At 63.4% G+C, this 22343-nt stretch carries 24 protein-coding genes; 13 read left to right on the top strand and 11 right to left on the bottom strand.

Annotated features, from left to right (window positions below; all coding sequences use genetic code 11):
• Position 1: 1 nt before the first annotated feature.
• Complete coding sequence (locus AC07VI_RS09715; protein WP_172404711.1) at positions 2–1276, bottom strand: MFS transporter; 1275 nt, start codon at positions 1274–1276, stop codon at positions 2–4.
• Positions 1277–1379: 103 nt separating this feature from the next.
• On the opposite strand from AC07VI_RS09715, the gene AC07VI_RS09720 reads away from it, so the two are divergent.
• The gene (locus tag AC07VI_RS09720; protein WP_086145057.1) at positions 1380–2282 is read left to right on the top strand and encodes a LysR family transcriptional regulator; all 903 of its coding nucleotides are present in this window, start codon (positions 1380–1382) and stop codon (positions 2280–2282) included.
• A 30-nt stretch (positions 2283–2312) separates the two neighbouring features.
• On the opposite strand, the gene AC07VI_RS09725 is transcribed toward AC07VI_RS09720, so the two are convergent.
• The 4 genes from AC07VI_RS09725 to AC07VI_RS09740 form a co-directional block, all read right to left on the bottom strand.
• Complete coding sequence (locus AC07VI_RS09725; RefSeq protein ID WP_086145056.1) at positions 2313–3185, bottom strand: hypothetical protein; 873 nt, start codon at positions 3183–3185, stop codon at positions 2313–2315.
• A 19-nt stretch (positions 3186–3204) separates the two neighbouring features.
• Entirely contained in the window at positions 3205–3996 is a 792-nt protein-coding gene (locus AC07VI_RS09730; protein WP_086145055.1) for a hypothetical protein, read from the bottom strand.
• The gene (locus AC07VI_RS09735; RefSeq protein ID WP_086145054.1) at positions 3986–4498 is read right to left on the bottom strand and encodes a hypothetical protein; all 513 of its coding nucleotides are present in this window, start codon (positions 4496–4498) and stop codon (positions 3986–3988) included. The genes AC07VI_RS09730 and AC07VI_RS09735 overlap by 11 nt, the downstream gene beginning before the upstream one ends.
• A gap of 106 nt (positions 4499–4604) precedes the next feature.
• A complete protein-coding gene (locus AC07VI_RS09740; RefSeq protein WP_010395442.1) occupies positions 4605–4898 on the bottom strand; it encodes a DnaJ domain-containing protein in 294 nt (97 codons plus the stop codon).
• A gap of 162 nt (positions 4899–5060) precedes the next feature.
• On the opposite strand from AC07VI_RS09740, the gene AC07VI_RS09745 reads away from it, so the two are divergent.
• From AC07VI_RS09745 to AC07VI_RS09755, 3 genes are all read left to right on the top strand, one after another.
• Positions 5061–6827, top strand: a complete 1767-nt coding sequence (locus AC07VI_RS09745) for a glutamine--tRNA ligase/YqeY domain fusion protein (protein ID WP_492992813.1) — start codon at positions 5061–5063, stop codon at positions 6825–6827.
• Positions 6828–7042: 215 nt separating this feature from the next.
• A complete protein-coding gene (locus AC07VI_RS09750; protein ID WP_492992811.1) occupies positions 7043–8884 on the top strand; it encodes a CHASE domain-containing protein in 1842 nt (613 codons plus the stop codon).
• Between the two features lie 196 nt (positions 8885–9080).
• Positions 9081–9797 carry a glycine-rich domain-containing protein gene (locus AC07VI_RS09755; protein ID WP_086145052.1) on the top strand — a complete coding sequence of 239 codons (717 nt, stop codon included), beginning with the start codon at positions 9081–9083 and terminating at the stop codon, positions 9795–9797.
• Positions 9798–9885: 88 nt separating this feature from the next.
• Here AC07VI_RS09755 and AC07VI_RS09760 read toward each other — a convergent pair whose 3' ends face one another.
• The 4 genes from AC07VI_RS09760 to AC07VI_RS09775 form a co-directional block, all read right to left on the bottom strand.
• Positions 9886–10125, bottom strand: coding sequence for a hypothetical protein (locus AC07VI_RS09760; RefSeq protein WP_029496207.1), 240 nt, complete (start codon positions 10123–10125; stop codon positions 9886–9888).
• Between the two features lie 242 nt (positions 10126–10367).
• Positions 10368–10637 carry a hypothetical protein gene (locus AC07VI_RS09765; protein WP_086145051.1) on the bottom strand — a complete coding sequence of 90 codons (270 nt, stop codon included), beginning with the start codon at positions 10635–10637 and terminating at the stop codon, positions 10368–10370.
• Between the two features lie 204 nt (positions 10638–10841).
• Positions 10842–11102: a hypothetical protein gene (locus AC07VI_RS09770; RefSeq protein ID WP_086145050.1), complete on the bottom strand. Its 261-nt coding sequence runs from the start codon at positions 11100–11102 to the stop codon at positions 10842–10844.
• 84 nt (positions 11103–11186) lie between these two features.
• Positions 11187–12104 carry an SDR family oxidoreductase gene (locus AC07VI_RS09775; RefSeq protein WP_492992808.1) on the bottom strand — a complete coding sequence of 306 codons (918 nt, stop codon included), beginning with the start codon at positions 12102–12104 and terminating at the stop codon, positions 11187–11189.
• A gap of 12 nt (positions 12105–12116) precedes the next feature.
• Between AC07VI_RS09775 and AC07VI_RS09780 the strand changes: the two genes are divergently transcribed.
• The 5 genes from AC07VI_RS09780 (at position 12117) to AC07VI_RS09800 (ending at position 17020) form a co-directional block, all read left to right on the top strand.
• Complete coding sequence (locus tag AC07VI_RS09780; protein ID WP_492992806.1) at positions 12117–13142, top strand: CDP-6-deoxy-delta-3,4-glucoseen reductase; 1026 nt, start codon at positions 12117–12119, stop codon at positions 13140–13142.
• A gap of 86 nt (positions 13143–13228) precedes the next feature.
• Complete coding sequence (locus AC07VI_RS09785; RefSeq protein ID WP_099420643.1) at positions 13229–14500, top strand: MFS transporter; 1272 nt, start codon at positions 13229–13231, stop codon at positions 14498–14500.
• Between the two features lie 38 nt (positions 14501–14538).
• Complete coding sequence (locus AC07VI_RS09790) at positions 14539–15204, top strand: DUF1345 domain-containing protein (RefSeq protein WP_086145046.1); 666 nt, start codon at positions 14539–14541, stop codon at positions 15202–15204.
• A gap of 202 nt (positions 15205–15406) precedes the next feature.
• The gene (locus AC07VI_RS09795) at positions 15407–15784 is read left to right on the top strand and encodes an HPF/RaiA family ribosome-associated protein (RefSeq protein WP_492992803.1); all 378 of its coding nucleotides are present in this window, start codon (positions 15407–15409) and stop codon (positions 15782–15784) included.
• Positions 15785–16054: 270 nt separating this feature from the next.
• Positions 16055–17020, top strand: a complete 966-nt coding sequence (locus tag AC07VI_RS09800) for a GGDEF domain-containing protein (protein WP_086145084.1) — start codon at positions 16055–16057, stop codon at positions 17018–17020.
• 36 nt (positions 17021–17056) lie between these two features.
• Here AC07VI_RS09800 and AC07VI_RS09805 read toward each other — a convergent pair whose 3' ends face one another.
• Complete coding sequence (locus tag AC07VI_RS09805) at positions 17057–17686, bottom strand: DUF5610 domain-containing protein (RefSeq protein ID WP_253251912.1); 630 nt, start codon at positions 17684–17686, stop codon at positions 17057–17059.
• A gap of 148 nt (positions 17687–17834) precedes the next feature.
• Between AC07VI_RS09805 and sbcB the strand changes: the two genes are divergently transcribed.
• On the top strand, positions 17835–19283 hold the full coding sequence (gene sbcB, locus AC07VI_RS09810; protein ID WP_492992800.1) for an exodeoxyribonuclease I: 1449 nt from the start codon (positions 17835–17837) through the stop codon (positions 19281–19283).
• 43 nt (positions 19284–19326) lie between these two features.
• Here sbcB and pyrF read toward each other — a convergent pair whose 3' ends face one another.
• On the bottom strand, positions 19327–20151 hold the full coding sequence (gene pyrF / locus AC07VI_RS09815) for an orotidine-5'-phosphate decarboxylase (RefSeq protein WP_086145043.1): 825 nt from the start codon (positions 20149–20151) through the stop codon (positions 19327–19329).
• 155 nt (positions 20152–20306) lie between these two features.
• Here pyrF and AC07VI_RS09820 point away from each other — a divergent pair, with 155 nt between their 5' ends.
• The 3 genes from AC07VI_RS09820 to AC07VI_RS09830 are packed head-to-tail and all read left to right on the top strand — an operon-like array spanning position 20307 to position 22295.
• Entirely contained in the window at positions 20307–20921 is a 615-nt protein-coding gene (locus AC07VI_RS09820) for a LemA family protein (protein WP_226936070.1), read from the top strand.
• A gap of 1 nt (position 20922) precedes the next feature.
• Positions 20923–21774 carry a TPM domain-containing protein gene (locus AC07VI_RS09825; RefSeq protein WP_492992798.1) on the top strand — a complete coding sequence of 284 codons (852 nt, stop codon included), beginning with the start codon at positions 20923–20925 and terminating at the stop codon, positions 21772–21774.
• Entirely contained in the window at positions 21774–22295 is a 522-nt protein-coding gene (locus tag AC07VI_RS09830; RefSeq protein WP_086145041.1) for a TPM domain-containing protein, read from the top strand. Before AC07VI_RS09825 ends, AC07VI_RS09830 begins: the two co-directional genes overlap by 1 nt.
• Positions 22296–22343: the final 48 nt, after the last annotated feature.

Here is a 22343-nt window from a genome sequence, read left to right on the forward strand (position 1 = left end):
CTCAAGCCACCACTTCGCGCGCCCCCAGCGGCTGCAGGTGGCGCAGGCGCAAGGCGATCAGCACGCCGCCGCCCAGGCACAGGCCCAGCATGATGATGACGCCCGTCCAGCCGTCGAAGCCCCACATCATGCCCGAGGCCGAGCCGATCAGGCTGGAACCGAGGTAATAGAACAGCAGATAGAAGGCCGAGGCCAGCGCCTGCGGCGCGCGGGCGCGGCGGCTGACCCAGCTGCTGGCGATCGAATGCGAGGCAAAGAAGCCGAAGGTGGCCAGCGCCATGCCGGCGACGATCAGCGGCAGCGAGTCGAACAGGGTCAATACAATGCCACTGAGCATTACCGCCAGCATGATCCACAGCACGCCCCGCCGTCCCAGCCGGTCCACCAGGCGGCCCGCCCACACGGAGCTGAAGATGCCGATCAGATACAGAAAGGCCAGCAAGCCGACCGTACTCTGGCGCAAGCTGAACGGCGCGGCCAGCAAACGGTAGCCGATGTAGTTATACAGGCTGACGAAACAGCCCATCAGCAGAAACGCCAGGCAGAACAGCCACGGCAGGCCCCGGTCGGAAAAATGCTGTTTTATCGCGTGCGGCAAGGCGTTCCAACCCTTGGTACTGGGCACGAAGTTCTTCGACGCGGGCAGGCTGCGCCAGAATTCCGCCGCCGCCAGCACGCCGGCCACGCCCAGCACGCCCAGGGCCCAGCGCCACGACAGAAAATCGCTGAGCATGGAGGCGATCAAGCGTCCCGACATGCCGCCGAACGCGCTGCCGGCAATATACAAGCCCATCGACAGCCCCAGCGACGGCCCCTCGATTTCCTCGCCCAGGTAAGCCATGGCCACGGCCGGCATGCCACCGAGAGCGATGCCCAGCGCCGCGCGGATGGCCAGCAGCTGCGCATAATCCTGGGCGAAGGCGGACAAGATCGTCAATATCGCGGCGGAAAACATCGACGCCACCATCAGCGGCTTGCGTCCCACCCGGTCCGACACGGCACTGAGCAGCACCAGCGAGATGGCCAGCAAGCCGCTGGAGACGGACAGCGACCAGCTGCTTTGCGCCGGCGTCAGATGAAACTGCTGCGACAGCAGCGGGAACAGCGGTTGTATGCAGTACAGCAAGCTGAAGGTGGAAAAGCCGCCGAAGAACAGGGCGCGGTTGCTGCGCTTGAATTCGATGGAACCCTTGGCGATGGCCGTGCGGGCAGCGGGAGCGGAAACCGGGATGGCGGAAGGGGCGGCGGGGGCAAAAGCGAGCGATGAATCAGACATGGCCGTGTTTCGGAAAGGAAGCGAGTCTTCATCTTAGGATTGCCAACTCATATCGTCCAATATATATTCAAGGCCCAACTCATACTTTTAAAATATTACTTATATGGAACTGCGCCACCTGCGCTACTTTGTCGCCGTTGCCGAAGAGCTGCACTTCACGCGCGCGGCCGAGCGCCTGCACATCGGCCAGCCGCCCCTGAGCCAGCAGATCCAGGCGCTGGAAGGGGAACTCGGTGCGCAGTTGTTCGAACGCAACAAGCGCTCCGTGCGGCTGACGCAGGCAGGCCGCCTGTTTCTCGACGATGCGCGGCGCATCCTGGCCCTGTCGGAACAGGCGGCAGTGACGGCGCGCCGGGCCCAGCGGGGCGAAGCGGGCGAATTGCGCATCGGCTTTACCTTTTCCACGCCGTTTACGCCCTACTTCGCCACCGTCATCAACCGCTACCGCCAGCAGTTTCCCCACGTCACCTTGACCCTGCACGAGATGGCGACCCTGCATCAGCTGGAAGCGATCTCGGGCAGGACGATGGACCTGGGTTTCGTGCGCCCGCCGGAAACGACGTATCCGGACGACATCCGCCTGACGCAATTGCGCCAGGACCCGCTGTTCCTCGTGCTGCCCGTCGCCCACGCGCTGGCGGCCAAGCAGGAAATCGCCATCGCCGACATGGCGGGCGAAGGCTTTGTCATGTACCCGAAAGATGCGGGCACGGGGATTTATCCGCAGATCTTCCGCCTGTGCAAGGCGGCCGGCTTCGTGCCCCAGGTCACGCAGGAAGCGGGCGAGGCGTCGACCATCATCGGCCTGGTGGCGGCCGGCTGCGGCATTTCCGTGCTGCCCGCCTCGTTCGACCGCATCCGCATGGATGGCGTGTGCTACCGCCCCATTGCCGATCCGCAGGCAACGACCAGCTTGTTACTTGCACAACGGGAAGAAGAGACGTCGCCGCTGGTGGCGGCGTTCGTGAAACTGGCCGAAGAAGCGGCCATGGAAGGGGGAGCGTAGGCCGGCAGGCGCCAGCCTACGTACGCTGCCTTACGAGTAGTCGGCGTCCAGCTCGGAACCGGCGTAATTCTCCAGGTCCTCGAACAGGCTCTTCATGCTGGCCCGCGTGAGGATTTTATGCACGACGGTGCAGCTGCGGCGGTAGGCATCGATGCGGTCGAGCAGCACCGGATGATGCTGCACGGGCACCTTGGCCACCAGGGCGGCCCAGCCTTCCTCGAAGTCGGGCTTGTTCTTGCGCACGGAACGCACGAAGCGTTCAAACTCCTTCTGCCCCGTGCGCGCGACGATGCGCCCTCCCCCCTCGATGGCGAAGATGATGGCCAGGGCGATGACGCCCTCGGCATTCAGGTCGCTGTCGCTGACGGGGCCGTTATCGTGGTGGCGGCGCAGCCAGCCGGCCAGGCGCACGACGGCTTGCACTTCCTTGCGCTGTTGCAATTGCAGCGCATACTTTTCGTAGCCGGCCCAGTTCTGGTTCGGGTCGGCCTGGCAAATATCGATGAACAGTTCGCGCAAGCGGCGCTGCAAATACACGGGGTCCTGGTCGTATTCGCCCACGAGGGCGTCCTCGGGCAGCTGCGACAATTCCTTGATCAGGCGGAAACCCACCTGGAACGCGTGCTCGGCGCCGTGCTCGACGAGGAAATCGAGCGCGGCCTGGTCGCCTTCATGCGTGACGGCCTGTTCCAGGCCCAAGGACACGCCGCCCACCGTCAGGTACAGCGCTTTCTGGATGCCGTCGGCCGTGCGTTCATTCGTGAACTTCTCGGCCACCATGGCCGTGATGCCCGTCAATTCGTCGGCCAGGTTCAGCGCCGCGTCCTCGCGCGGGTCGCCCGGCAACAGCTTGATGGCGCGCACGAGGCGCGGAAGATTCTCTACAACAATTGCTGGCAGCATTAGTCGATCCCTGCTTTCATCACGAGAAAATGCCCGTGCCCAGGCTGCGGCGCGTGCTGGAACGCGGCGCGCTGCGCGTGCTCGGCACTTGCTTGCGCAGGCGGTACAGCAATTCCTTGGTACTGCGCTGCAACATGGTCGGCTCTTCGTCTGGATCGTCCGAGTATTCGGCGTCGGCCAGGTCGGCGCTGTGGCGGAAGTCGGGGAACAGCTCGAACAGCGAGCGGTCCCAGCCGTCTTCATTGGCTTGCGCCAGCTCGATGGCCAGCGGCACGACGTCGTTGTCGGACGAGGTCACGCCCGTCACGTACGGTCCCTTGATGACGATCTCGCCCGCCACTTCGAGGATTTCCTTCGGCGCCATCGAGAACAGGATGGCGAACGCCGTGGCGCCCCAGTCGGTGGCGGACGCTTCGAGCAGCAGCTCGCGGCGGCGCTCGGCGTCGTCGGTGGAAAACACCACGCCGTGGATGTGCGCGAACAGCGCTTCGGCGATGCGTTCCGGATCATCCTCGATCTGGTCGTCGCTCCAGGTGGCGGCGATGAAGGCCAGGCTGTCGGCCCACGCCTTCGGCGGCACCAGCAGGGTGGCCAGCGACATCTTGCCGCCGTCGAAGCCGGCCAGGTGCAGGGCCGTCACCTGCGGCGGGATGGCGCTCAGTACTTCCACTACGGCAAGATCGCCGTACTGGTCGGCCGCGTCGGCAAACGCCTGCTCGGCATGGCCCAGCGAACCGGACAGCACCAGTTCCGTGACCTGCTTCGTCAGCGCGGGCAGGTTGCTTTTTTGTTCATCCTTGTTATCGGCCATGGTCGTCTCCATCCTGGTCAAACATCTGGGCGAAATCGTCGGTGGCTTCGTCTTCGTCGTGCTCGTCGTCGCCGTCGTCATTGGCGGCCAGCTGGTCGAGCGACTGGTCGTCGTCGTCCCACAGGCGCGGATTCTTGTGCAGGAAGGCCGTGATGATGGCCTGGCGCGCCAGGTCGGGGAAGCTCTCTTCGATGGCGGCGTACATCTTCGCCGCTTCCGGCGCGGCGCACGTCGCCATGGAAAACACGCGGGACGGGTCGCCGAACTCGTAGTCTTCGCTTTCGGCCAGCAAACCCTTCGGGTCGCTGAAAGTGATGTGGTCGACCAGCGCGAAGGCCAGCATGTTCACGTCTTCGATGCCGCCGCCGCTGGCGTACTCGCTCACCAGCGCGTCGACCATGCTTTTGTAGTTCTTGCGGTTCGGCGGGTCGCCGAGGATGCCGTCGATCTGGCCTTCCAGCTCGCGCGACTGGTACGCGAATTCAGGGTGTACTCTTCTCATGCTGTGCTTTCCAATGTGATGCGCGGTACTTTTACTTAAAAGCAAAAGCACCATTGTTTGTTGTTTTTTAAATCATCCGGGCTGTACCGAACAGCCATCAGCGTGCTTAGTCGGCCGGCAGTACCGTGCCGTGAAGGCGGAACACGCCGCACCACAGGGCATAGGCTTCCGCTTCCGGATCGATGATGATGCGGTGGTTCACGCTCTGGTCGTATTCGGCGCGCTTAGCCGGGTCGGCCAGGATTTCATACGCCTTGGTCACGCTCTTGAAGCGCGCCTCGGCGCCGGGGGCCTGGTTGCGGTCGGGGTGGAAGCGCATGGCCAGCGAACGGTAAACCTTCTTGATTTCATCGTCGCTGGCATTGGGCGCGACACCGAGGACGTTATACAAATTTTCCATAAATGGCTCCGGGGTCACGTTTTGTTTGCTAATTAAAGGCGAATTATCCTATAGAACGGCGCCGGCGTCGCTTGCATGCTGGGATATGGGGGCAAATACGTGCTTATAAAGCGCTTGCGGTACGGTAAAATGCTTTTTACTGTCACTCTTCCGCATTGATCAATGAGCAACGATAAACCGAATACCGCCGCGCCAGCGCTGGCGCCCAATTTCTTGCGTAACATCATCGAAGCCGACCTGGCTGCCGGCACCCACGTGCGTCCCGGCATGCCCCAGGTGATCACGCGTTTCCCGCCGGAGCCGAACGGCTACCTGCACGTGGGCCACGCCAAGTCGATCTGCGTCAACTTCGGCCTGGCGCGCGACTACGCCGGCCAGTGCAACCTGCGCTTCGACGACACCAACCCGGCCAAGGAAGAGCAGGAATACGTCGATACCATCATGGACAGCGTGAAATGGCTGGGCTTTGACTGGGAACCGCAGCATGCCGATGGCCAGAGCCACCTGCACTACGCGAGCGACTATTTCGACCAGCTGTACGCGATGGCCGAATACCTGATCACGGCCGGCTTTGCCTACGTGGACAGCCAGAGCGCCGAAGACATGGCCGCCAACCGGGGCAATTTCGGCCAGGCCGGCAAGAATTCGCCGTTCCGCGACCGTCCGCGCGACGAATCGCTGGCCCTGTTCCGCGCCATGAAGGCGGGCCAGTTCAAGGATGGCGAACACATCCTGCGCGCGAAGATCAGCGAAGATGCCATGAGTTCGCCGAACATGAACTTGCGCGACCCGGCCATCTACCGCATCCGCCACGCGCACCACCACCGCACGGGCGACGCCTGGTGCATCTATCCGATGTACGACTACACGCACCCGATCTCGGACGCGCTGGAAAACATCACGCATTCGATCTGCACGCTGGAATTCCAGGACCACCGCCCGTTCTACGACTGGCTGCTGGAAACCCTGGCCGCCGGCGGCTTTTTCCAGCAGCCCGTGCCGCACCAGTTCGAATTCTCGCGCCTGAACCTGACCTACATCGTCACCAGCAAGCGCAAGCTGCGCCAGCTGGTGGAAGAACAGATCGTCGACGGCTGGGACGACCCGCGCATGCCGACCCTGGTGGGCATGCGCCGCCGTGGCTACACGCCGGAAGCGATTCAATTGATGTGCGAACGCACGGGCGTGACGAAATCGGACGGCTGGATCGACTACAGCGTGCTCGAAGGCTGTTTGCGCGAAGACCTGGACCCGAAGGCGCCGCGCACGGTGGCCGTGCTGCGTCCGTTGAAGTTGATTATCGACAATTTCCCCGAAAACGAGAGCGTCGAGTGCACGGCGCCCGTGCATCCGCATTTCCCGGAACGGGGCTTGCGCACCTTCCCCATCTCGCGCGAGCTGTGGATCGAGGAAGACGACTTCATGGAAGTGCCGAATAAGGGCTATTTCCGTTTGTATCCGCCGATCGACGACAAGCCGGGCAGCCGCGTGCGCCTGCGCTACGGCTACGTGATCGAGTGCACGGGCTTTGACAGGGATGCGGACGGCAAAGTGAGCGCCGTGCATTGCACGTACTTCCCGGACAGCAAGTCGGGCACGGAAGGCAGCGCCAACTACAAGGTCAAGGGCAATATGCACTGGATCAGCGCGCCGACGGCGATTGCCGCCGAAGTACGCCTGTACGACCGCCTGTTTACGGACCCGCAGCCGGACGCGGGCGGCAAGGACTTCAAGCTGGCCCTGAATCCGCTGGCCAAGGAAGTGGTGCAGGCGTGGCTGGAACCGGGCGCGGAGCTGGCCCTGCCGGAACAGCGCTTCCAGTTCGAGCGCCACGGCTATTTCGCGGCCGACCGGGTCGACAGCCAGCCGGGCAAACCCGTGTTCAACCGCATCGTCACGCTGAAAGACAGCTGGCAGCCGGCAAAATAAGCCGTCATGTGGCTCACAAAAAAACCGCTGCGGCGGTTTTTTTTCGTCACAGCAACAGACATCTTCAAAGAAATATTGCCTGTTGACTATATTCACGAAAATTTTGTATATTAGGCAGCTATTGAGCAATTTACAATATCGATAGTGCTTGTACAACGCAGCCTAGCCACCGCCACCGAGGCGGCACCCGATTCCTCTTCCTGATACGGATGGCGATGTCCTCTACTGCTGGTGAACAACAGTTATCGCTGGAAAAAAAGCCGCTGTGGCTGCTCGGCTTCGCGCTCTCCCTGATGGTCGGCTTGCTGTTCTACATGGCCGCCTCGCTGTCGATCGAAAGCGATGCCAGCGATATGTTCAACAATCTGGCGCGCAATACCCGGCAAAACATCGAATCGCGCGTGAAGTCCTACGCCAATTTGCTGCGCGGCGCGGCCAGCCTGTTCCGCGCCAACGAACATGTGAGCCGCGAGCAATTCCACCGCTACGTGGCGAACATGGGCTTGCAGCAAAACTATCCGGGCGTGATGAATCTCAATTACAGCCAGGAACTGGATGAAGCCCAGCGCCCCGCCTTCGAAGCGGCCATGCGGCGCGACTATCCGCCCGGGCGCGACGGCTATCCCGCCTTTGCCATCCACCCCTCGCCGCCCCGCGAGCACTACTCCGTGCTGGTGTACATCGAGCCCATCGCCAGCGCCGCGGACCGGTATGGCCACGACATCGCCGCGCGGCCCCTGATCGCCGAGGCGCTGGCGCTGTCGCGCGATTCCGGGCGCATCAGCAATTCCGGCTTGCCCGTGCCCATGGATGGCCGGCCCCAGCTGACGGGCATGGCCATGCGCATGCCCGTCTACCGGCTCGGCATGCCGACCGACACCGTGGCGCAGCGGCGCGCGGCCCACATCGGCTCCGTCGGCATCGGTTACGACCTGGTGACGATGGTGCGCAGCGCGCTGGCCGACATGCCGGTACGCAATGTCCGCCTGACCCTGTTCGACATCGGCCCGCAAGTCACGCAAGCGCTGGACCTGCCGCATGACATGCGCCCCATCTTCGACAGCACGGCGGCGGGCCTGCACGCGCCGTGGTGGCAGCCGGGCAACTCGGGCAAGTACCTGAGCAGCACAATGTTGATTGAATACAATGGCCGCGTATGGCAAGCGCTGTTCAGCGTGCGCAAGAGCGACCTGTATAGCCGCTTCGATGCCTTTTTACCATGGCTGGCCCTGCTGGCGGGCTTCGCCAGCTCCATGCTGCTGTACATCCTGTTCCACACGCTGGCGTCGTCGCGCCGGCGCGCCATCCAGATGGCGAACGGCATGACGGAGGAATTGCGGGCCAGCCAGATCCGCCTGCAGCTGTCGCACCAGAAACTGCGCCGCCTGGCGGCCCACGCCGACCAGATCAAGGAAGAGGAGCGCAAGCGCATCGCCCGCGAAATCCACGACGACCTGGGGCAAAACCTGCTGGTGCTGCGCATCGACGCCGACATGCTGGCCTCGCGCACGCAGCGCCGCCACCCGCGCCTGAACGCCCGCGCCCGCTCCACCCTGGAGCAGATCGACGCCACCATCAAGAGCGTGCGCCAGATCATCAACGACTTGCGCCCCACCGTGCTCGACCTGGGCGTGAATGCGGCCGTCGAATGGCAGGTGGCGCAGTTCCGCCAGCGCACGGGCATCGCCTGCGAGGTCAGCGAAAGTCACGACGATATCTGCCTGAGCGACCAGTGCGCGACGGCCCTGTTCCGCATCCTGCAGGAATCACTGAGCAATATTTCCCAGCATGCCAATGCCAGCCGCGTCCAGGTGCAGCTGGAAAAATGCAGCGACACCGTCTCGATGAGCGTGAGCGACAACGGCGTGGGCGCGGCCTTCGACGGGCGCAACAAGCTGGGCTCGTTCGGCCTGGTCGGCATCGAGGAGCGCATCAAATTGCTGGGTGGCACTTTCTACATCGTCAGCAGCCCCGGCGCCGGCATGAGCGTGCACGTCAGCGTGCCGCTGGGCGCCGACGCCACCCGCTTTCCCTACCAGGACGAGGCCAGCACCTGAGCGGGGCCTCCGGCCCGGAAGCGGACTGGGCTTGCGTATTTTGTGATTAAGTGCAATATTGATGTAGAACAACTCTTACTGCCTGCCGCTCGCTGCCCAGGCGCCCATCCACCTGCCAGGAGTCCACGCCACCAGCCAGCATCTTCCTCTTTCCCGCCGTTTTTCCCCACTCTGCTCTTTACATACAAGGATACTCATGGATACGAACGACAGTTTCAAGGCTATAGCGGATTTGAATTTGGACGCGATCAAGGTCAAGCTGATGCACCGGGAATCAGGTGAAGGATGGAGCCTGGAAAAGGCGAATGCGGTGGAGTTCGAGTACCGGCGCTTCCTCATCCTCATGAAGCAGTTTCCGCAGGAAGAAACGGCGCCGCTGATGGATGTCGACACCTTCTGGCACTACCATATCCTCGACACCCTGAAATATGCGGCCGATTGCGAACAGGTGTTCGGCTACTTCCTCCACCACTTCCCCTACATCGGCCTGCGCGGCGAAGACGACGAAGCGGCGCACCACCGCGTGGGCGAGCGCATGAAACAATTGTACGAGCAGACATTCGGCGAGGATTATATCCGCGCAGAAACGGCGTATTCGGGACGCGCCGTACAGGCGGCATATTCGGGCAGGGCCGTCAAAACGGCGTTTTCCAGCGCTGCGGTGCAGGCGACCGCGTATTCAGGCCGGGCCGTGCAGCAGACGGCGTATTCGGGACGGGCGGTACAGGCTGCGTTTTCCAGTGCGGCGGTGCAAGCGACGGCGTATTCGGGCCGCGCCACCGGTGCTGCGCAGACCGCGTTTTCCAGCGCCCCCGGCACATTGGCCGCAGCGCTCGTCGAGTCGTCCACGACCGGGCTGGAAATGGGACGTTTCTATACCGATCGCCCGGCGCTGAGTCCGGACGCGCAATAGAAAACAAGAAAGACAGATTTGGCTGCCGCACGCGGCAAGCCTGACTTGCGCAGACGGCACCTCTCAGTTTGCCGTCTGTCGGGCGCTCTTAGGCAGCCATCAACTCGCGCAGTTCACGAATGCTGAAATCGCTGATTTCATGCATGCGGATAAGGATCGTGGCGCCGATCGGCAAGGTGTTGTGACGAATCTTGCTGATGACAGGCGGCGCCACTTCCAGTGCGCGCGACAGGGCTGCATCGTTTTTCAGCTGCAGCTTGTCGATGATCGCATCGAGGACGCGATTCGGGTTGTAGGTAGGCAAAGAGGTAATTTGTTTGAGAGACATGGTCGAAAATCCGTACTTGTTGTATTAGTGCCAAAAGAAACCGAATGTCTCTTCTGCAATAATTCAGGGTAAACACACTAAAAAGCGCCATCACTTATGCGGTTTTAATGCCGCAAACAATATAATACACGCTATTGTTGATTTTTGCGTAACTTGAAGCAAAATTGTGATAATTGAAGAGATTTGACGCACTTGGAATGTGCTAGAGGATAACCCAAAATGAAAAAATTTGCTGCAAGTCATCAATTATTACAATGAGAAACGCCGCTATGCATGAGCCAGGCAATGGTCATCAAGGTGCCCAGGCGGGCCATATCGGCTGACAAGTGCCAGCCTTGCGCGGCCAGGCCGGCCGCTGTGGCATGCATGCCGGCGTCCACGCCGGCCCTGACGCGGCACCAGGCCAGCTGGCGGCGGATTTCGTGGGGCGGCGGCGGCGGCTGCAGCGCATGTTCGCGGCGCCGCATGTAGGCGCGCACCTGCTCCTTGCTGGGATGGCTCATGACATGCATAGCACGCTCCTGCGGACGGGACACATCGTCGCGCGAACTCCACTACTGCCCAGCCCGCCATAAATCGGCGACATGCGTGACGACATTGCTCACCATATCGCCAGCCCGCCATGGCGCGTTTGCGCTATATCAATGGCAACGGCTTGCGCCCAGGCCCGCCCGCGGCGTCCAGACGGGGCGGCGCAGCATCTTCAGCTTATTTCATTATTTCTTTTGCTGGCGCACGCGCTGCTGCTGCTTTTCCTGCGTCTGCTGGCGGTTCTGCTTGCGCTCGAACAGGGTCACCGCGTCTTTCTTGGCGTTCTCCGCCGTGCGCATGGCTTCGTGCGCGTCGTGCGGCACGAAGAACTCGGCGTCCTGCGCCGCCACGACCAGCTTGATGGCGGCGTCGTCGTCGAGGTCATACAATTCCGTCAGGACGGTGGTGACCTCGTCCAGGTATTCTTCGTAAGTGAGGGTGGTCATGCTGGCTTCCTTAAATGAATGGCGTGCGGCAGGAACGGCGCGCGGCGCGCCGGCCCCTGAAAAGTGCGGAGATAACCGGCCATTTTACCCGATGCCGGCCCCGCCGGCTGCCATCGCCTGCAAGGCATCGGCCACGCGCGGGTAGCGCAGGCGCACGCCCAGCTCGCGCCGGATGCGCGCATTGTCCATGCGGCGCGACTCGGACATGAACGACAGCAGCATCGGCGTGACCACCGTCTGCAGCTGCGCGCGCGGCAGGCGTGGCGGCCTGGGCAGCTTGAAGGTGTCGGCCACGGCATCGAAATACTCGGCCATTTTCAGTTCGCTGTCGTCGCTGGCGTGGTACACGCGGCCCGGCCGGGTCCGCCACAGGGCCCGCTCGATGATGCGCGCCAGGTCGTCCGCATGGATGTGATTGGTGTACACATCGTCGCTGGCCGCCAGCGCCGGCGTGCCCTCGCGCAAGCGCTTCAGCGGCAGCCTGTCGTCCGCATAAATGCCGGGCACGCGCAGGATGGCCAGGCGTCCCTGGCGGCGCGCATTCCAGCCCCGCAAGACCTGTTCGGCATCCACGCGCCGCTTCGCCCGCGCATTGGCCGGCGCCACGGGCCGCGTTTCCGCCACCGTGGCGCCGCCGCAATCGCCATACACGCCGCTGGTGCTCACATACACCAGGCGCGCGTGCTCGGGTAAAATGGCGGCCAGATTGCGCGTGCGCCGGTCCAGCAAGCCAGACGACTGGGGCGGCGCCAGGTGCACCACGTACGGCGCCAGTCCGGCCAGCCGCCGCAGGCTGGCGCGGTCGTCGAGGTTGGCCACGATGGGCACGGCGCCGGCCGCGCGCAGTTGCGCGCAGCGGGCGGGCTGGCTGGTGACGGCAAAAACGCGAAAACGCGCGCGCAGCAGGGGCAGCAGCCGCATGCCGACATCGCCGCAGCCGAGGATCAGCAGGCGCGGCAGGCCCACCGGCTTGCGCAAAGATTGCATTAACATATTTTTCATCTCAAGGATTGTATGACTTTTCAAGTTACTGTTCAGCCCAGCGGCCACCAATTCAGCTGCGAAGCGGACGAAACCGTGCTGGCTGCGGCGATCCGCGCCGGCGTGGGCTTGCCCTATGGCTGCAAAAATGGCGCCTGCGGCTCCTGCAAGGGCAAGGTTGTTTCCGGCACCGTCCAGCACAAGGCGCACCAGCAGCGCGCGCTGACGCCGGAAGAGGAAGCGGCGGGCTTTTCCCTGTTCTGCTGCGCCACAGCAAGCGGCGACCTCGTCATCGAGGCGCGCGAAGTGGCCGGCAGCAGCGACTACCCGATCAAGAAAATGCCGTCGCGCGTGACCACGATCGAAAAAGTCGCCCCCGATGTCGTCGTGCTGACCCTGCAGCTGCCCGCCAGCGAGCGCCTGAACTACCGCGCCGGACAGTATATCGAATTCATGCTGCGCGACAACAAACGCCGCAGCTACAGCATGGCCAGCGCGCCCGCCGATGGCGGCCCCGTGACGCTGCACATCCGCCACATCCCGGGCGGCCTGTTCACCGACCAGATATTTGGCACGCTGAAGGAGCGCGACATCCTGCGCTTCGAAGGCCCGATGGGCACCTTCTTCCTGCGCGAGGACAGCGACAAACCCATCGTGCTGCTGGCCTCGGGCACGGGCTTTGCCCCGCTCAAGGCCATCGTCGAGCACATGATAGCCGAACAGTCGGCGCGCCCGATCACCCTGTACTGGGGCGGCCGCCGCCCGCACGACCTGTACATGGATGCCCTGTGCCGCCAGTGGGCCGCCGACTTGCCCCAGTTCACCTATGTGCCCGTCGTCTCGGACGCCCTGCCGCAAGACGCGTGGAGCGGCCGCACGGGCTTCGTGCACCAGGCCGTCATGGCCGACCTGCCCGACCTGTCCGGCCACCAGGTGTATGCCTGCGGCGCGCCCGTGATGGTCGATTCGGCCAGGCACGACTTCGTGCAGCAATGCGGCTTGCCGGAAGACGAGTTCTACGCCGACGCCTTCACCACCGAAGCCGACCTGGCCAGGTAAGCATCTCCTTCCAGACAGCGGGGCGCTGCTGGCGCGGCATCCGCTGCGTTCGCCTCCCTGCCACCCCGCTGTCCCCTGGAAATGTCATGTCTCTCGCCTCCGCCGGCAACGGCTTCAGCATTCTCCGTCACCGCAACTTCGCCTGTTACCTGTCCGCCCGCGTGCTGGGCACCGTGGCCGTGCAGATGCAAAGCGTGGCCATCGGCTGGCAGGTGTACCAGATCACGGGCAGCCTGTTCGACCTGGGCCTGATCGGCCTGGCCCAGTTCGCCCCCTTCCTCGTGCTGATCCTGCCCGCCGGCCATGTGGCCGACCGCTACAACCGCCGCAACATCATCGCCTGGTGCCTGACGGCGCAGCTGGCCTGCGCGCTGGCCTTGCTGGCATTTACATTAAGTAATCTTTCCATCGTCTGGCCCGTGTTTGCCGTGCTGGTGCTGTTCGGCAGCGCGCGCGCCTTCATGATGCCGGCCACGCAAGCCGTGCTGGTCAACATGGTGCCCACGCAGCACTTCAGCCGCGCCCTCGCGCTCAGCTCGTCAAGCTCGCATGTGGCCATCATCCTGGGACCTACCCTGGGCGGCCTGCTGTATTACTTCGGCCCCAAGGCGGTGTATCTGATCTCGTCGGCGCTGCTGGTGCTGTCCGTGCTGCTGATGCGCGCCACCACGCCCGCGCCGCAAGTGGTGAAACGCGAACCCGTCAGCTGGCATGCCCTGCTCGAAGGCTTGCGCTTCGTCTGGTCCAAACCCATCGTGCTGGGCGCCATTTCGCTCGACCTGTTTGCCGTGCTGTTCGGCGGCGCCACGGCCCTGCTGCCGGCGCTGGCGCACGACGTGCTGCATATCGGCCCCGGCGGCCTGGGCCTGCTGCGCACGGCGCCGGGCGCCGGCGCGGCCCTGTGTTCGATCGCGCTGGCCTTCTTCCCCATCACGCGCCGGGTCGGCGCCTGGATGTTCGGCGGCGTGGCCGTCTTCGGCCTGGGCACCCTGGTGCTGGGCAGCACCAGCCATTTCGCGCTGGCGCTGGCGGCCCTGTTCCTGATGGGCGCCGGCGACATGGTCAGCGTCTACATCCGCCACCTGCTGGTGCAGTTCGAGACACCGGACGAGATTCGCGGCCGGGTCAGCGCCGTCAATGCCGTCTTCATCGGCGCCTCGAACGAGCTGGGCGAGTTCGAATCGGGCTTGACGGCCGGCTGGTTCGGCCTCGTGCGCGCCGTGCTCTTCGGCGGCGCCGCCACCCTGGCCGTGACGGGCATCTGGGCCGTGCTGTTCCCCGTGCTGTCGCGCATGGACCGCTTTCCCCATCACGAGAAGGAAGCGGCCTCCCGGACGGCCACCGCGGCTGGCCCATAAGGACTAAGATGCGCTATTGCCACTGACCAAGCCGCACCATGAAAATCACGCTTCCGTTTCACAGCTTCATCCGCAGCCGCCCCCACCTGAGCCTGGCCACGGCCATCGGCGTGGCGGCCGGCCTGCTGCTGCCCTCGTCCTGGCAACAGATGACGCGCTTGCTGACGGCGTGGAACGTCGCCGTCTGGTTTTACCTGGCCACCATGGCCTGGATGATGATGCGCGCCAACCACCACCGGGTCAGGCTGATGGCGGCGCGCCAGGATGAACGGGCCGCCACGGTGCTGTCGGCCCTGTCCGTGGCGTCGGTGATGAGCCTGGTGGCCATCGTCTCGCAACTGTCGGCCATGAAGGACATGGCGCCGGACGAGCGCGCGCTGCATTACGGCTTGACGATCCTCACCCTGGTCGGCTCCTGGTTCCTCGTCGGCACCCTGTTCTGCTTTCACTATGCCCACCTGTATTACCAGGCCGGCGCCGGCCAGCGCCCGCTGAAGTTTCCCGACGACGAGCAAAACCCCGATTACTGGGATTTCCTGTATTTCTCGTTCACCATCGCCGTGGCCGTGCAGACGTCGGACGTGTCCGTGCAGACGCGGCCGATGCGGCAAATCGTGCTGGGACAATCCGTGCTGAGCTTTTTCTTCAACCTGGTCGTGCTGGGCCTGTCGATCAATATCGCCGCCGGCCTGATCAATGGCTGACAGGCGGGCCGACGGCAAATAATTTCTTAGTGGAAACTTGACCTGCGTGTAGGGTTAAGCTCATCTTAATCGTGCGCCCCCTCTTGAAATACTGGAAACAGGAGTAAGATAAGTTCCATGCACAGAGGTCATGTGCATGAGGCAGCAACCAGGCCGCAGCACGCCTGAGATGGGTTTTTTTTGAATTGACAGGAGTAAGCATATGCAAATCAATATTCATACCGACAGCACCATCGCCAACACCGCTGGACTGAACGAACATGTGCAATCCGTACTGGAAGCCGCACTGAGCCGCTTCCGCGACAACCTGACCCGCATCGAAGTCCACATCAGCGATACGAACGGCCCGAAAGGCGGCGCCGACGATATCCGCTGCGTCATGGAAGCACGCGTTGCTGGCTATCAACCGATTGCCGTGACCGAACAGAACGCCACCGTGCATCAATCCGTTGCCGGCGCCACCGACAAACTGAAACGCGCCATCGATAGCGCCCTGGGCCGCCTGCAAGACAGCAAGCGCCATGCCACCGGCAAGAATGCCGTGATCGATACGGCCGAAGCGGAAGAAACCGCCGAGTAATTCCCACCCCGCAAGATTTCCAGAGACTGAGGCAGCCGTTCAAGGCTGCCTTTGCACATCCGGGCCAGGATATTCACCTTCCCTGCGCGACAACATCCATGGCAGAACAGCAAGTGTTCCTGCGCATTGAGGCGACAATGAAATAATTGTCGTATTTCCCACAGTAAGTGACATCAAGCAAGCCTTTGCCGTTACGGCCAAGGCTGCTTTAAGCTATCATGAAGATACCGGCCCTCTGCTCGCGCGCGCCGGCTTTTTGAAAGTGTGATTGTGGAACAGATCGGCAACTTCGGTGCTTCAGGCTGCAACATCGGCGATTTACAGCTATTTCGCGATGGGGCGGACGGCCAGACGGCCGCCATCCTGGCGCCCTGTCCCGTCATGCGCCTGGAAGCGGGCGAGGCCATCAGCGACACGCACGGCGCCAGGCTGTACATCGTCCTGCGCGGCTCGCTGGCCGTGGCCGCCGACACCCATACCGGCATGGACGACGGCACCGTCAGCAAGGTCTTGCCCGGCGAAAGCGTGGGCGAACAGTCGGTGCTCGATGAAGCGAGCAATCTGGCCGCCATTTCCGCCCTGGAAGAAACAGATCTGCTGGTGATCGACGCGGCCACCGTCTGGGAATTGATCGAGCAGTCGAACGGCCTGGCGCGCAACCTGCTGCGCTTGTTGTCGTTCCGCATACGCGCCGCCAACGCCCTGCTGCGCCGCCGGCAGAAACTGGGCGAATTCTACCGCCAGCTGTCGATGGTCGACAGCCTGACGGGCCTGTACAACCGCGCCTGGCTGACCGACTTGCTGCCGAATATGATCGTCACGGCCCACGGCAGCAGCGCGCCGCTGTCGCTGGTGATGATCGACCTCGACCACTTCAAGCGCTTCAACGATACGCACGGCCACCAGGCGGGCGACCAGGCCCTGCGCATCGCGGCGCAAGTGCTGGGCGCGGCCCTGCGTCCCACGGATTTTGCCGTGCGTTACGGCGGCGAGGAATTGATGGTAATCTTGCCAGACACCAATGAAAACGTGGCCCTGCGCGTGGCCGAGCGCCTGTGCGCGCGCATGCAGCAAGCCGTCATCTTCAACGACATGCGCAGCCCGCTGCCGCACATCACGGGTTCCTTCGGCGTGGCCAGCCTGGCGGCGGCGCAGGACGACGAGGCGCTGATCGCCACGGCCGATGCGGCGCTGTACCGGGCCAAGGCCGGCGGGCGCAACCGCGTAAGCACCTGAGATTCTCAGGCGCTCCGGCGCTTCAAATAATGATGGTCAGGCAGCCTTGCTGTCGGCCGGCTTGGCGCCATCCGGCTTGGCGGCGTCATCCTTCTTGCTGCTGTGCGCGGCAACGAAATCCGCATAACCCTTCTGCACCAGCGCATACGTCTTGTCGATATTGCCGGCGATATCGCCGTTCAGCACTTTCAAGCCGCCCAGGATGTCGCGCGCTTCCTTGAAGCCTTTTTCCATGCCGCCGCTGATGGTGTCCATGAACTTGGTCAGCGCCGTATCGTCGTCCATGCCGGGATTCTGCTTCTTGTAGGCGTCAAAGAATCCCGTCGACAGCGAGACGATGCGGCTCGCCGTCGCTTCGGCGCTGTTGTCCTGCGAGGCCGCGTTCTGGATGGCGTCCTCGCCGTACTGGCCCTTCAGCGCTTCATTGATGTTGGTGATGGCCGTCTTGTACAGCAGCGCCAGCGGCTCGTTTTCCGAACCGATGGACACATTCAGCGACGCCTGCATGATGGAAGCGTTCAATTGCAGCTTGCTGCGGTCATTCACGCTCATTTCAGCGTTGACGCCGTCTTTTTGCTGGACTTTATCGTCCTTGCCGGCAACGCCGGCACTGACGGAAGTCACGGAAGGGGTGGAATTGCCGCTGGCGGCGATGGGAATTGACACGATAGGTCTCCTTGAACGGGCAATATATGCCACCATGCGGGAAACGCGATGATGACCATCCTCTCGTGTAGTATCGGCAGGTTTTCAGAAAACTGAAGCGGCGGCTTGTTTTTAGCGGCCCGGATAAACAATTAAGCAACGACCATCAATGACTAACCAGACCTTTCTTTGGCACGACTACGAAACCTTTGGCGCCCAGCCGCGCCGCGACCGCCCGGCCCAGTTCGCCGCCATCCGCACGGATGCCGAACTCAACGAGATCGGCGAACCGATCATGTTGTATTGTCAGCCTGCCAATGATTTCCTGCCCGACCCGCAATCGTGCCTGATCACGGGCATCACGCCGCAGCAGTGTCTGCAGCTGGGCGTGCCCGAGCACCAGTTCGCCGCCACCATCGAAGCGGCCTTTTCGGAGCCGGGCACCATCGGCGTGGGCTACAACACCATCCGTTTCGACGATGAAGTCACGCGTTTCCTGTTCTGGCGCAACCTGATCGATCCGTATGCGCGCGAATGGAAAAACCATTGCGGCCGCTGGGACCTCCTCGACGTGGTGCGCATGACGCACGCGCTGCGCCCGGAAGGCATACATTGGCCCAAGCGCGACGACGGCCAGACCAGTTTCAAACTGGAACACTTGAGCAAGGCCAATGGCCTCGTCCACGAAGCGGCGCATGATGCCTTGTCCGACGTGCGCGCCACCATCGCCCTGGCCCGCCTGATCCGCGAAAAGCAGCCGAAACTGTTCGAATTCTGCCTGGCCCTGCACAAGAAGGACCGGGTCGCCAGCGAAATGGGCATGCACCTGGCCGCCGGCGAGCGCCAGCCCTTCTTGCACGTGTCGGGCATGTTCCCGGCCGAACGGGGCTGCCTGGGCGTCGTCTGGCCGCTGGCCACGCACCCGGGCAATAAAAACGAAATCCTCGTCTGGGATTGCGCCTACGACCCGCGTGAACTGTTCACGCTGGACGCCGACACCATCCGCACGCGTTTGTTCACGCGCAATGACGCCATGCCGGAAGGCATGACGCGCCTGCCCGTGAAAAGCGTGCATTTGAACAAGTCGCCCATGCTGGTCGGCAATTTAAAGACCCTGTCGCCGGCCATGGCCGCGCAATGGGGCATCGATGTGGAGGCGGCGCGCGCCAACGCGCACCTGGCGGCCGCGGCGCCGAACATGGACGCCATCTGGGCCGCAGTCTTCCAGCGTCCGGGCGCCAATGCGGCCCTGGACGTGGATGAGGATTTGTACAATGGTTTCGTCAGCAACGACGACCGCCGCCTGCTCGAATCGCTGCGCCGCGACACGCCGGCCAGGCTGGCCACGGCCCGCCCCTCGTTCGCCGACGAGCGCCTGCAGGAATTGCTGTTCCGCTACCGCGCCCGCAATTTCCCGCAAACCCTGAGCGAGGCGGAAAGCCTGCGCTGGGAACAGCACCGCGCCGCCCGATTATTCGACGGCGACGGCGGCGCCCGCACCATCGAAATGCTGTTTACGGAAATCGACGTGCTGTCGGAATCGGTCGATGAGCGGGGAGAGGAAATTCTGGGAGAGCTGTACGACTATGCGGAAATCGTCGCCCCGCAGCGCGACTAAATGCAAAATGCCGGGCTAGCCCGGCATTTTGCATGGATGAGACTTAAACAGCGCGATGTTGATTAATCGCATCGCGCGTGTCAATGGCCACGCGGCGGGCCGCGTCGGCCCAGTCTTCGCCGTCCTGCGGCGTGGCGTAGATGATGGCGCGCGAGGAGCTGATCATCATGCCCGTGCCGTTCGCCGTCTGGCCAGCGCCGACGGTGGCGGCAATATCTCCGCCCTGGGCACCGATGCCGGGCACCAGCAGCGGCATGTCGCCCACGATGGCGCGCACTTGCGCCAGTTCTTCAGGGAAAGTGGCGCCGACGACGAGCGCGCACTGGCCGTTCTTGTTCCATTTCTCGGCCACCAGGCGCGCCACGCGCTGGTACAGGGGCACGCCGTCCGTGTCGAGAAATTGCAGGTCCGAGCCGCCCGGGTTCGAGGTGCGGCACAGGATGATCACGCCGCGGTCCGTCCACGCCAGGTAGGGGTCGAGCGAATCCTCGCCCATGTAGGGGTTCACCGTGACGGCGTCGGCGCCGTAGCGCTCGAACGCCTCGCGCGCGTATTGCGTGGCCGTGGCGCCGATATCGCCCCGCTTCGCGTCGAGGATCAGGGGGATGTGCGGGTAGTTTTCGCGCACGTAGCGGCAGATGTCTTCCAGCTGCCGTTCCGCGCCCAGCGCGGCGAAATACGCGATCTGCGGCTTGAAGGCGCAGGCCAGGTCGGCCGTGGCGTCGATGATGCGCGTGCAAAAGGTGGTGATTCCATCGGGCAAGTCGCGCAGTTCGGCCGGCAGTTTCGCCAGGTCGGGGTCCAGGCCCACGCACAGCAGGGAATTATTGGCCGTCCACGCGGCGGATAATTTATTGATGAAATTCACGGCACACCCTCTATATTCAGTTGCAAACCCCGTATTGTAACGCGGCGCGGACCTGTCAAGTCAGCCGGTGGCGGCGGCCGGCGCTTATTAAACCGACATGGCGGGCCGTTTCAGGTATATTTGCCCCACCTCCTTTACTCTGCACGGAACCCATCATGCAAATCACCAAACAATTCACCAAATGGCTGCGCCTGGCGCTGAGCGTTACCGTCCTGGCCGGCATCCTGACGGGCTGCGGCTACAACGACTTCCAGAGCAAGGACGAAGCCACCAAGGCGGCCTGGGGCGAAGTGGTCAACCAGTACCAGCGCCGCGCCGACCTGATCCCCAACCTGGTCAATACCGTCAAGGGCTATGCCACGCACGAGCGCGAAACGCTGGAAGCGGTGACCAAGGCGCGCGCCGCCGCCACCAGCTTCCAGATCACGCCGGAAGTGCTGAACGACCCGGCCGCCTTCGAGAAATTCCAGCAGGTGCAAGGGCAGCTGTCGTCGGCCCTGTCGCGCCTGATGGTGGTGTCCGAGAAATACCCGGACCTGAAGGCCGATACCAGCTTCCGCGACCTGCAGTCGCAGCTGGAAGGCACGGAAAACCGCATCACCGTGGCGCGCCAGCGCTACATCGCCGCCGTGCAGGATTACAACGTGCATGCGCGCAGCTTCCCGAACAACCTGACGGCCATGGTCTTCGGCTACAAGGTCAAGCCATCGTTCACGGTGGAAAATGAAAAGTCCATCTCGACCGCGCCGACCGTCAACTTCGGCAAATAAGATGAAAGCCTGGTCTTATCTGGCGGCGCTGGCGACGGCGCTGCTGCTGTGGACGATGGCGCCGGCCGGCGCGCAGGGCTTGCAGCCCGTGCCGCCGCTGGCCGCACGCGTGACGGACAACGCCGGCATGCTCGACGCCAGGCAGAAAGCGGCGCTGGAAGGCGTGCTGGCCGACTACGAAGCGAGGACGGGCAGCCAGATCGCCGTGCTGCTGGTCAAGACTACGGAGCCGGAAGCCATCGAGCAGTACAGCATCCGCGTGACGGATGCGTGGAAGCTGGGCCGCAAGGGCGTCGATGACGGCGTGCTGCTGATGGTGGCGAAGGACAATCCCTCGTCCTTGCGCCGCCTGCGCATCGAGGCGGGCCGCGGCGTGCAGGGCGTGCTGACGGATGCGCAATCGAAACGCATCCTGCAGGACGTCATCGCCCCCCACTTCAAGCAGAACGACTATTACGGCGGCCTGGTGGCCGGCGTGGGCGCCATTGCCACCCTGCTCAACGAGGAACAGTTCCCCGCCCCGGCGCAGAAACAGGCGCCGGCCACGGTGGACGCGGGCGGCCTGACATTCTGGCTGCCGCTGCTGTTCTTCGGCTTTCTCGTCGTGCTGACCCTGTTCCGCTCGCGCGGCGGGCCGAACCGGCTGCAGCGCGGCAGCAACTGGTCCAGCGGCGCCACGGGCGTGGTGCTGGGCAGCATCCTGAACCAGGCGCTGAACAACCGGGGCGGCGGTGGCGGCTTCGGCGGTGGCGGTGGCGGTGGCGGTGGCGGCTTCGGCGGCGGAGGCGGCGGTGGCGGCTTCGGTGGCGGCGGCGGCGGTTTTGACGGCGGCGGCGCCTCGGGAGATTGGTAATGACGAAACAACTGACATTCGGACAGCGCTGCGGACGCGCCATAAAACATTTGCGCGGCACGCCGGCGACGGCGCGCCATGCGTTTCCGGAACGCACCCTGAAAGCCATCGAGACGGCGATTGCCGACGGCGAAGCGATGCACCAGGCGGAAGTGCGCCTGATCGTCGAAGCGGCGCTGACGCCGGGCATGGCTTACCACGGCGTGAGCAACCGCGAACGGGCGCGCGAACTGTTCGCCCGGTATGGCGTGTGGGATACGGAAGACAACGTCGGCATACTGATCTATATCAACCTGGCCGAACACCAGGTCGACATCGTGGCCGACCGCAACGTGGGCCGGCGCGTGACGCCGGAGCAATGGCAAGCCGTATGCCGCACCATGACCAAAGGGTTCAAGGATGGCAATTACCACGACAGCACCCTGGAAGCGTTGCAGCAGCTGAACACCTTGCTGCAAAGCCACTTCCCTGCCGATGGCACGCGCGGCAACCAGTTGCCGAACGAACCCATCCTCCTCTGAATCCCGGACAGGGATTAAAATCCGCCATGGCTCCGCAGCATGGCGGCG

It is taken from the genome of Janthinobacterium sp. GW821-FHT03A03 (genome assembly GCF_059421435.1).

Bases quoted from the DNA above. Each gene is read 5' to 3' on its own strand.
- AC07VI_RS09755 (WP_086145052.1), top strand. From the start codon at position 9,081: ATGGATACGAACGACAGTTTCAAGGCTATAGCGGATTTGAATTTGGAC.
- AC07VI_RS09730 (WP_086145055.1), bottom strand. From the start codon at position 3,996: ATGGCCGATAACAAGGATGAACAAAAAAGCAACCTGCCCGCGCTGACG.
- AC07VI_RS09795 (WP_492992803.1), top strand. From the start codon at position 15,407: ATGCAAATCAATATTCATACCGACAGCACCATCGCCAACACCGCTGGA.
- AC07VI_RS09790 (WP_086145046.1), top strand. From the start codon at position 14,539: ATGAAAATCACGCTTCCGTTTCACAGCTTCATCCGCAGCCGCCCCCAC.
- AC07VI_RS09785 (WP_099420643.1), top strand. From the start codon at position 13,229: ATGTCTCTCGCCTCCGCCGGCAACGGCTTCAGCATTCTCCGTCACCGC.
- AC07VI_RS09725 (WP_086145056.1), bottom strand. From the start codon at position 3,185: ATGCTGCCAGCAATTGTTGTAGAGAATCTTCCGCGCCTCGTGCGCGCC.
- AC07VI_RS09770 (WP_086145050.1), bottom strand. From the start codon at position 11,102: ATGACCACCCTCACTTACGAAGAATACCTGGACGAGGTCACCACCGTC.
- AC07VI_RS09735 (WP_086145054.1), bottom strand. From the start codon at position 4,498: ATGAGAAGAGTACACCCTGAATTCGCGTACCAGTCGCGCGAGCTGGAA.
- AC07VI_RS09820 (WP_226936070.1), top strand. From the start codon at position 20,307: ATGCAAATCACCAAACAATTCACCAAATGGCTGCGCCTGGCGCTGAGC.
- sbcB (WP_492992800.1), top strand. From the start codon at position 17,835: ATGACTAACCAGACCTTTCTTTGGCACGACTACGAAACCTTTGGCGCC.
- AC07VI_RS09720 (WP_086145057.1), top strand. From the start codon at position 1,380: ATGGAACTGCGCCACCTGCGCTACTTTGTCGCCGTTGCCGAAGAGCTG.
- AC07VI_RS09715 (WP_172404711.1), bottom strand. From the start codon at position 1,276: ATGTCTGATTCATCGCTCGCTTTTGCCCCCGCCGCCCCTTCCGCCATC.
- AC07VI_RS09825 (WP_492992798.1), top strand. From the start codon at position 20,923: ATGAAAGCCTGGTCTTATCTGGCGGCGCTGGCGACGGCGCTGCTGCTG.
- AC07VI_RS09750 (WP_492992811.1), top strand. From the start codon at position 7,043: ATGTCCTCTACTGCTGGTGAACAACAGTTATCGCTGGAAAAAAAGCCG.
- AC07VI_RS09745 (WP_492992813.1), top strand. From the start codon at position 5,061: ATGAGCAACGATAAACCGAATACCGCCGCGCCAGCGCTGGCGCCCAAT.
- AC07VI_RS09760 (WP_029496207.1), bottom strand. From the start codon at position 10,125: ATGTCTCTCAAACAAATTACCTCTTTGCCTACCTACAACCCGAATCGC.
- AC07VI_RS09780 (WP_492992806.1), top strand. From the start codon at position 12,117: ATGACTTTTCAAGTTACTGTTCAGCCCAGCGGCCACCAATTCAGCTGC.
- AC07VI_RS09740 (WP_010395442.1), bottom strand. From the start codon at position 4,898: ATGGAAAATTTGTATAACGTCCTCGGTGTCGCGCCCAATGCCAGCGAC.
- AC07VI_RS09765 (WP_086145051.1), bottom strand. From the start codon at position 10,637: ATGCATGTCATGAGCCATCCCAGCAAGGAGCAGGTGCGCGCCTACATG.
- AC07VI_RS09775 (WP_492992808.1), bottom strand. From the start codon at position 12,104: ATGAAAAATATGTTAATGCAATCTTTGCGCAAGCCGGTGGGCCTGCCG.
- AC07VI_RS09830 (WP_086145041.1), top strand. From the start codon at position 21,774: ATGACGAAACAACTGACATTCGGACAGCGCTGCGGACGCGCCATAAAA.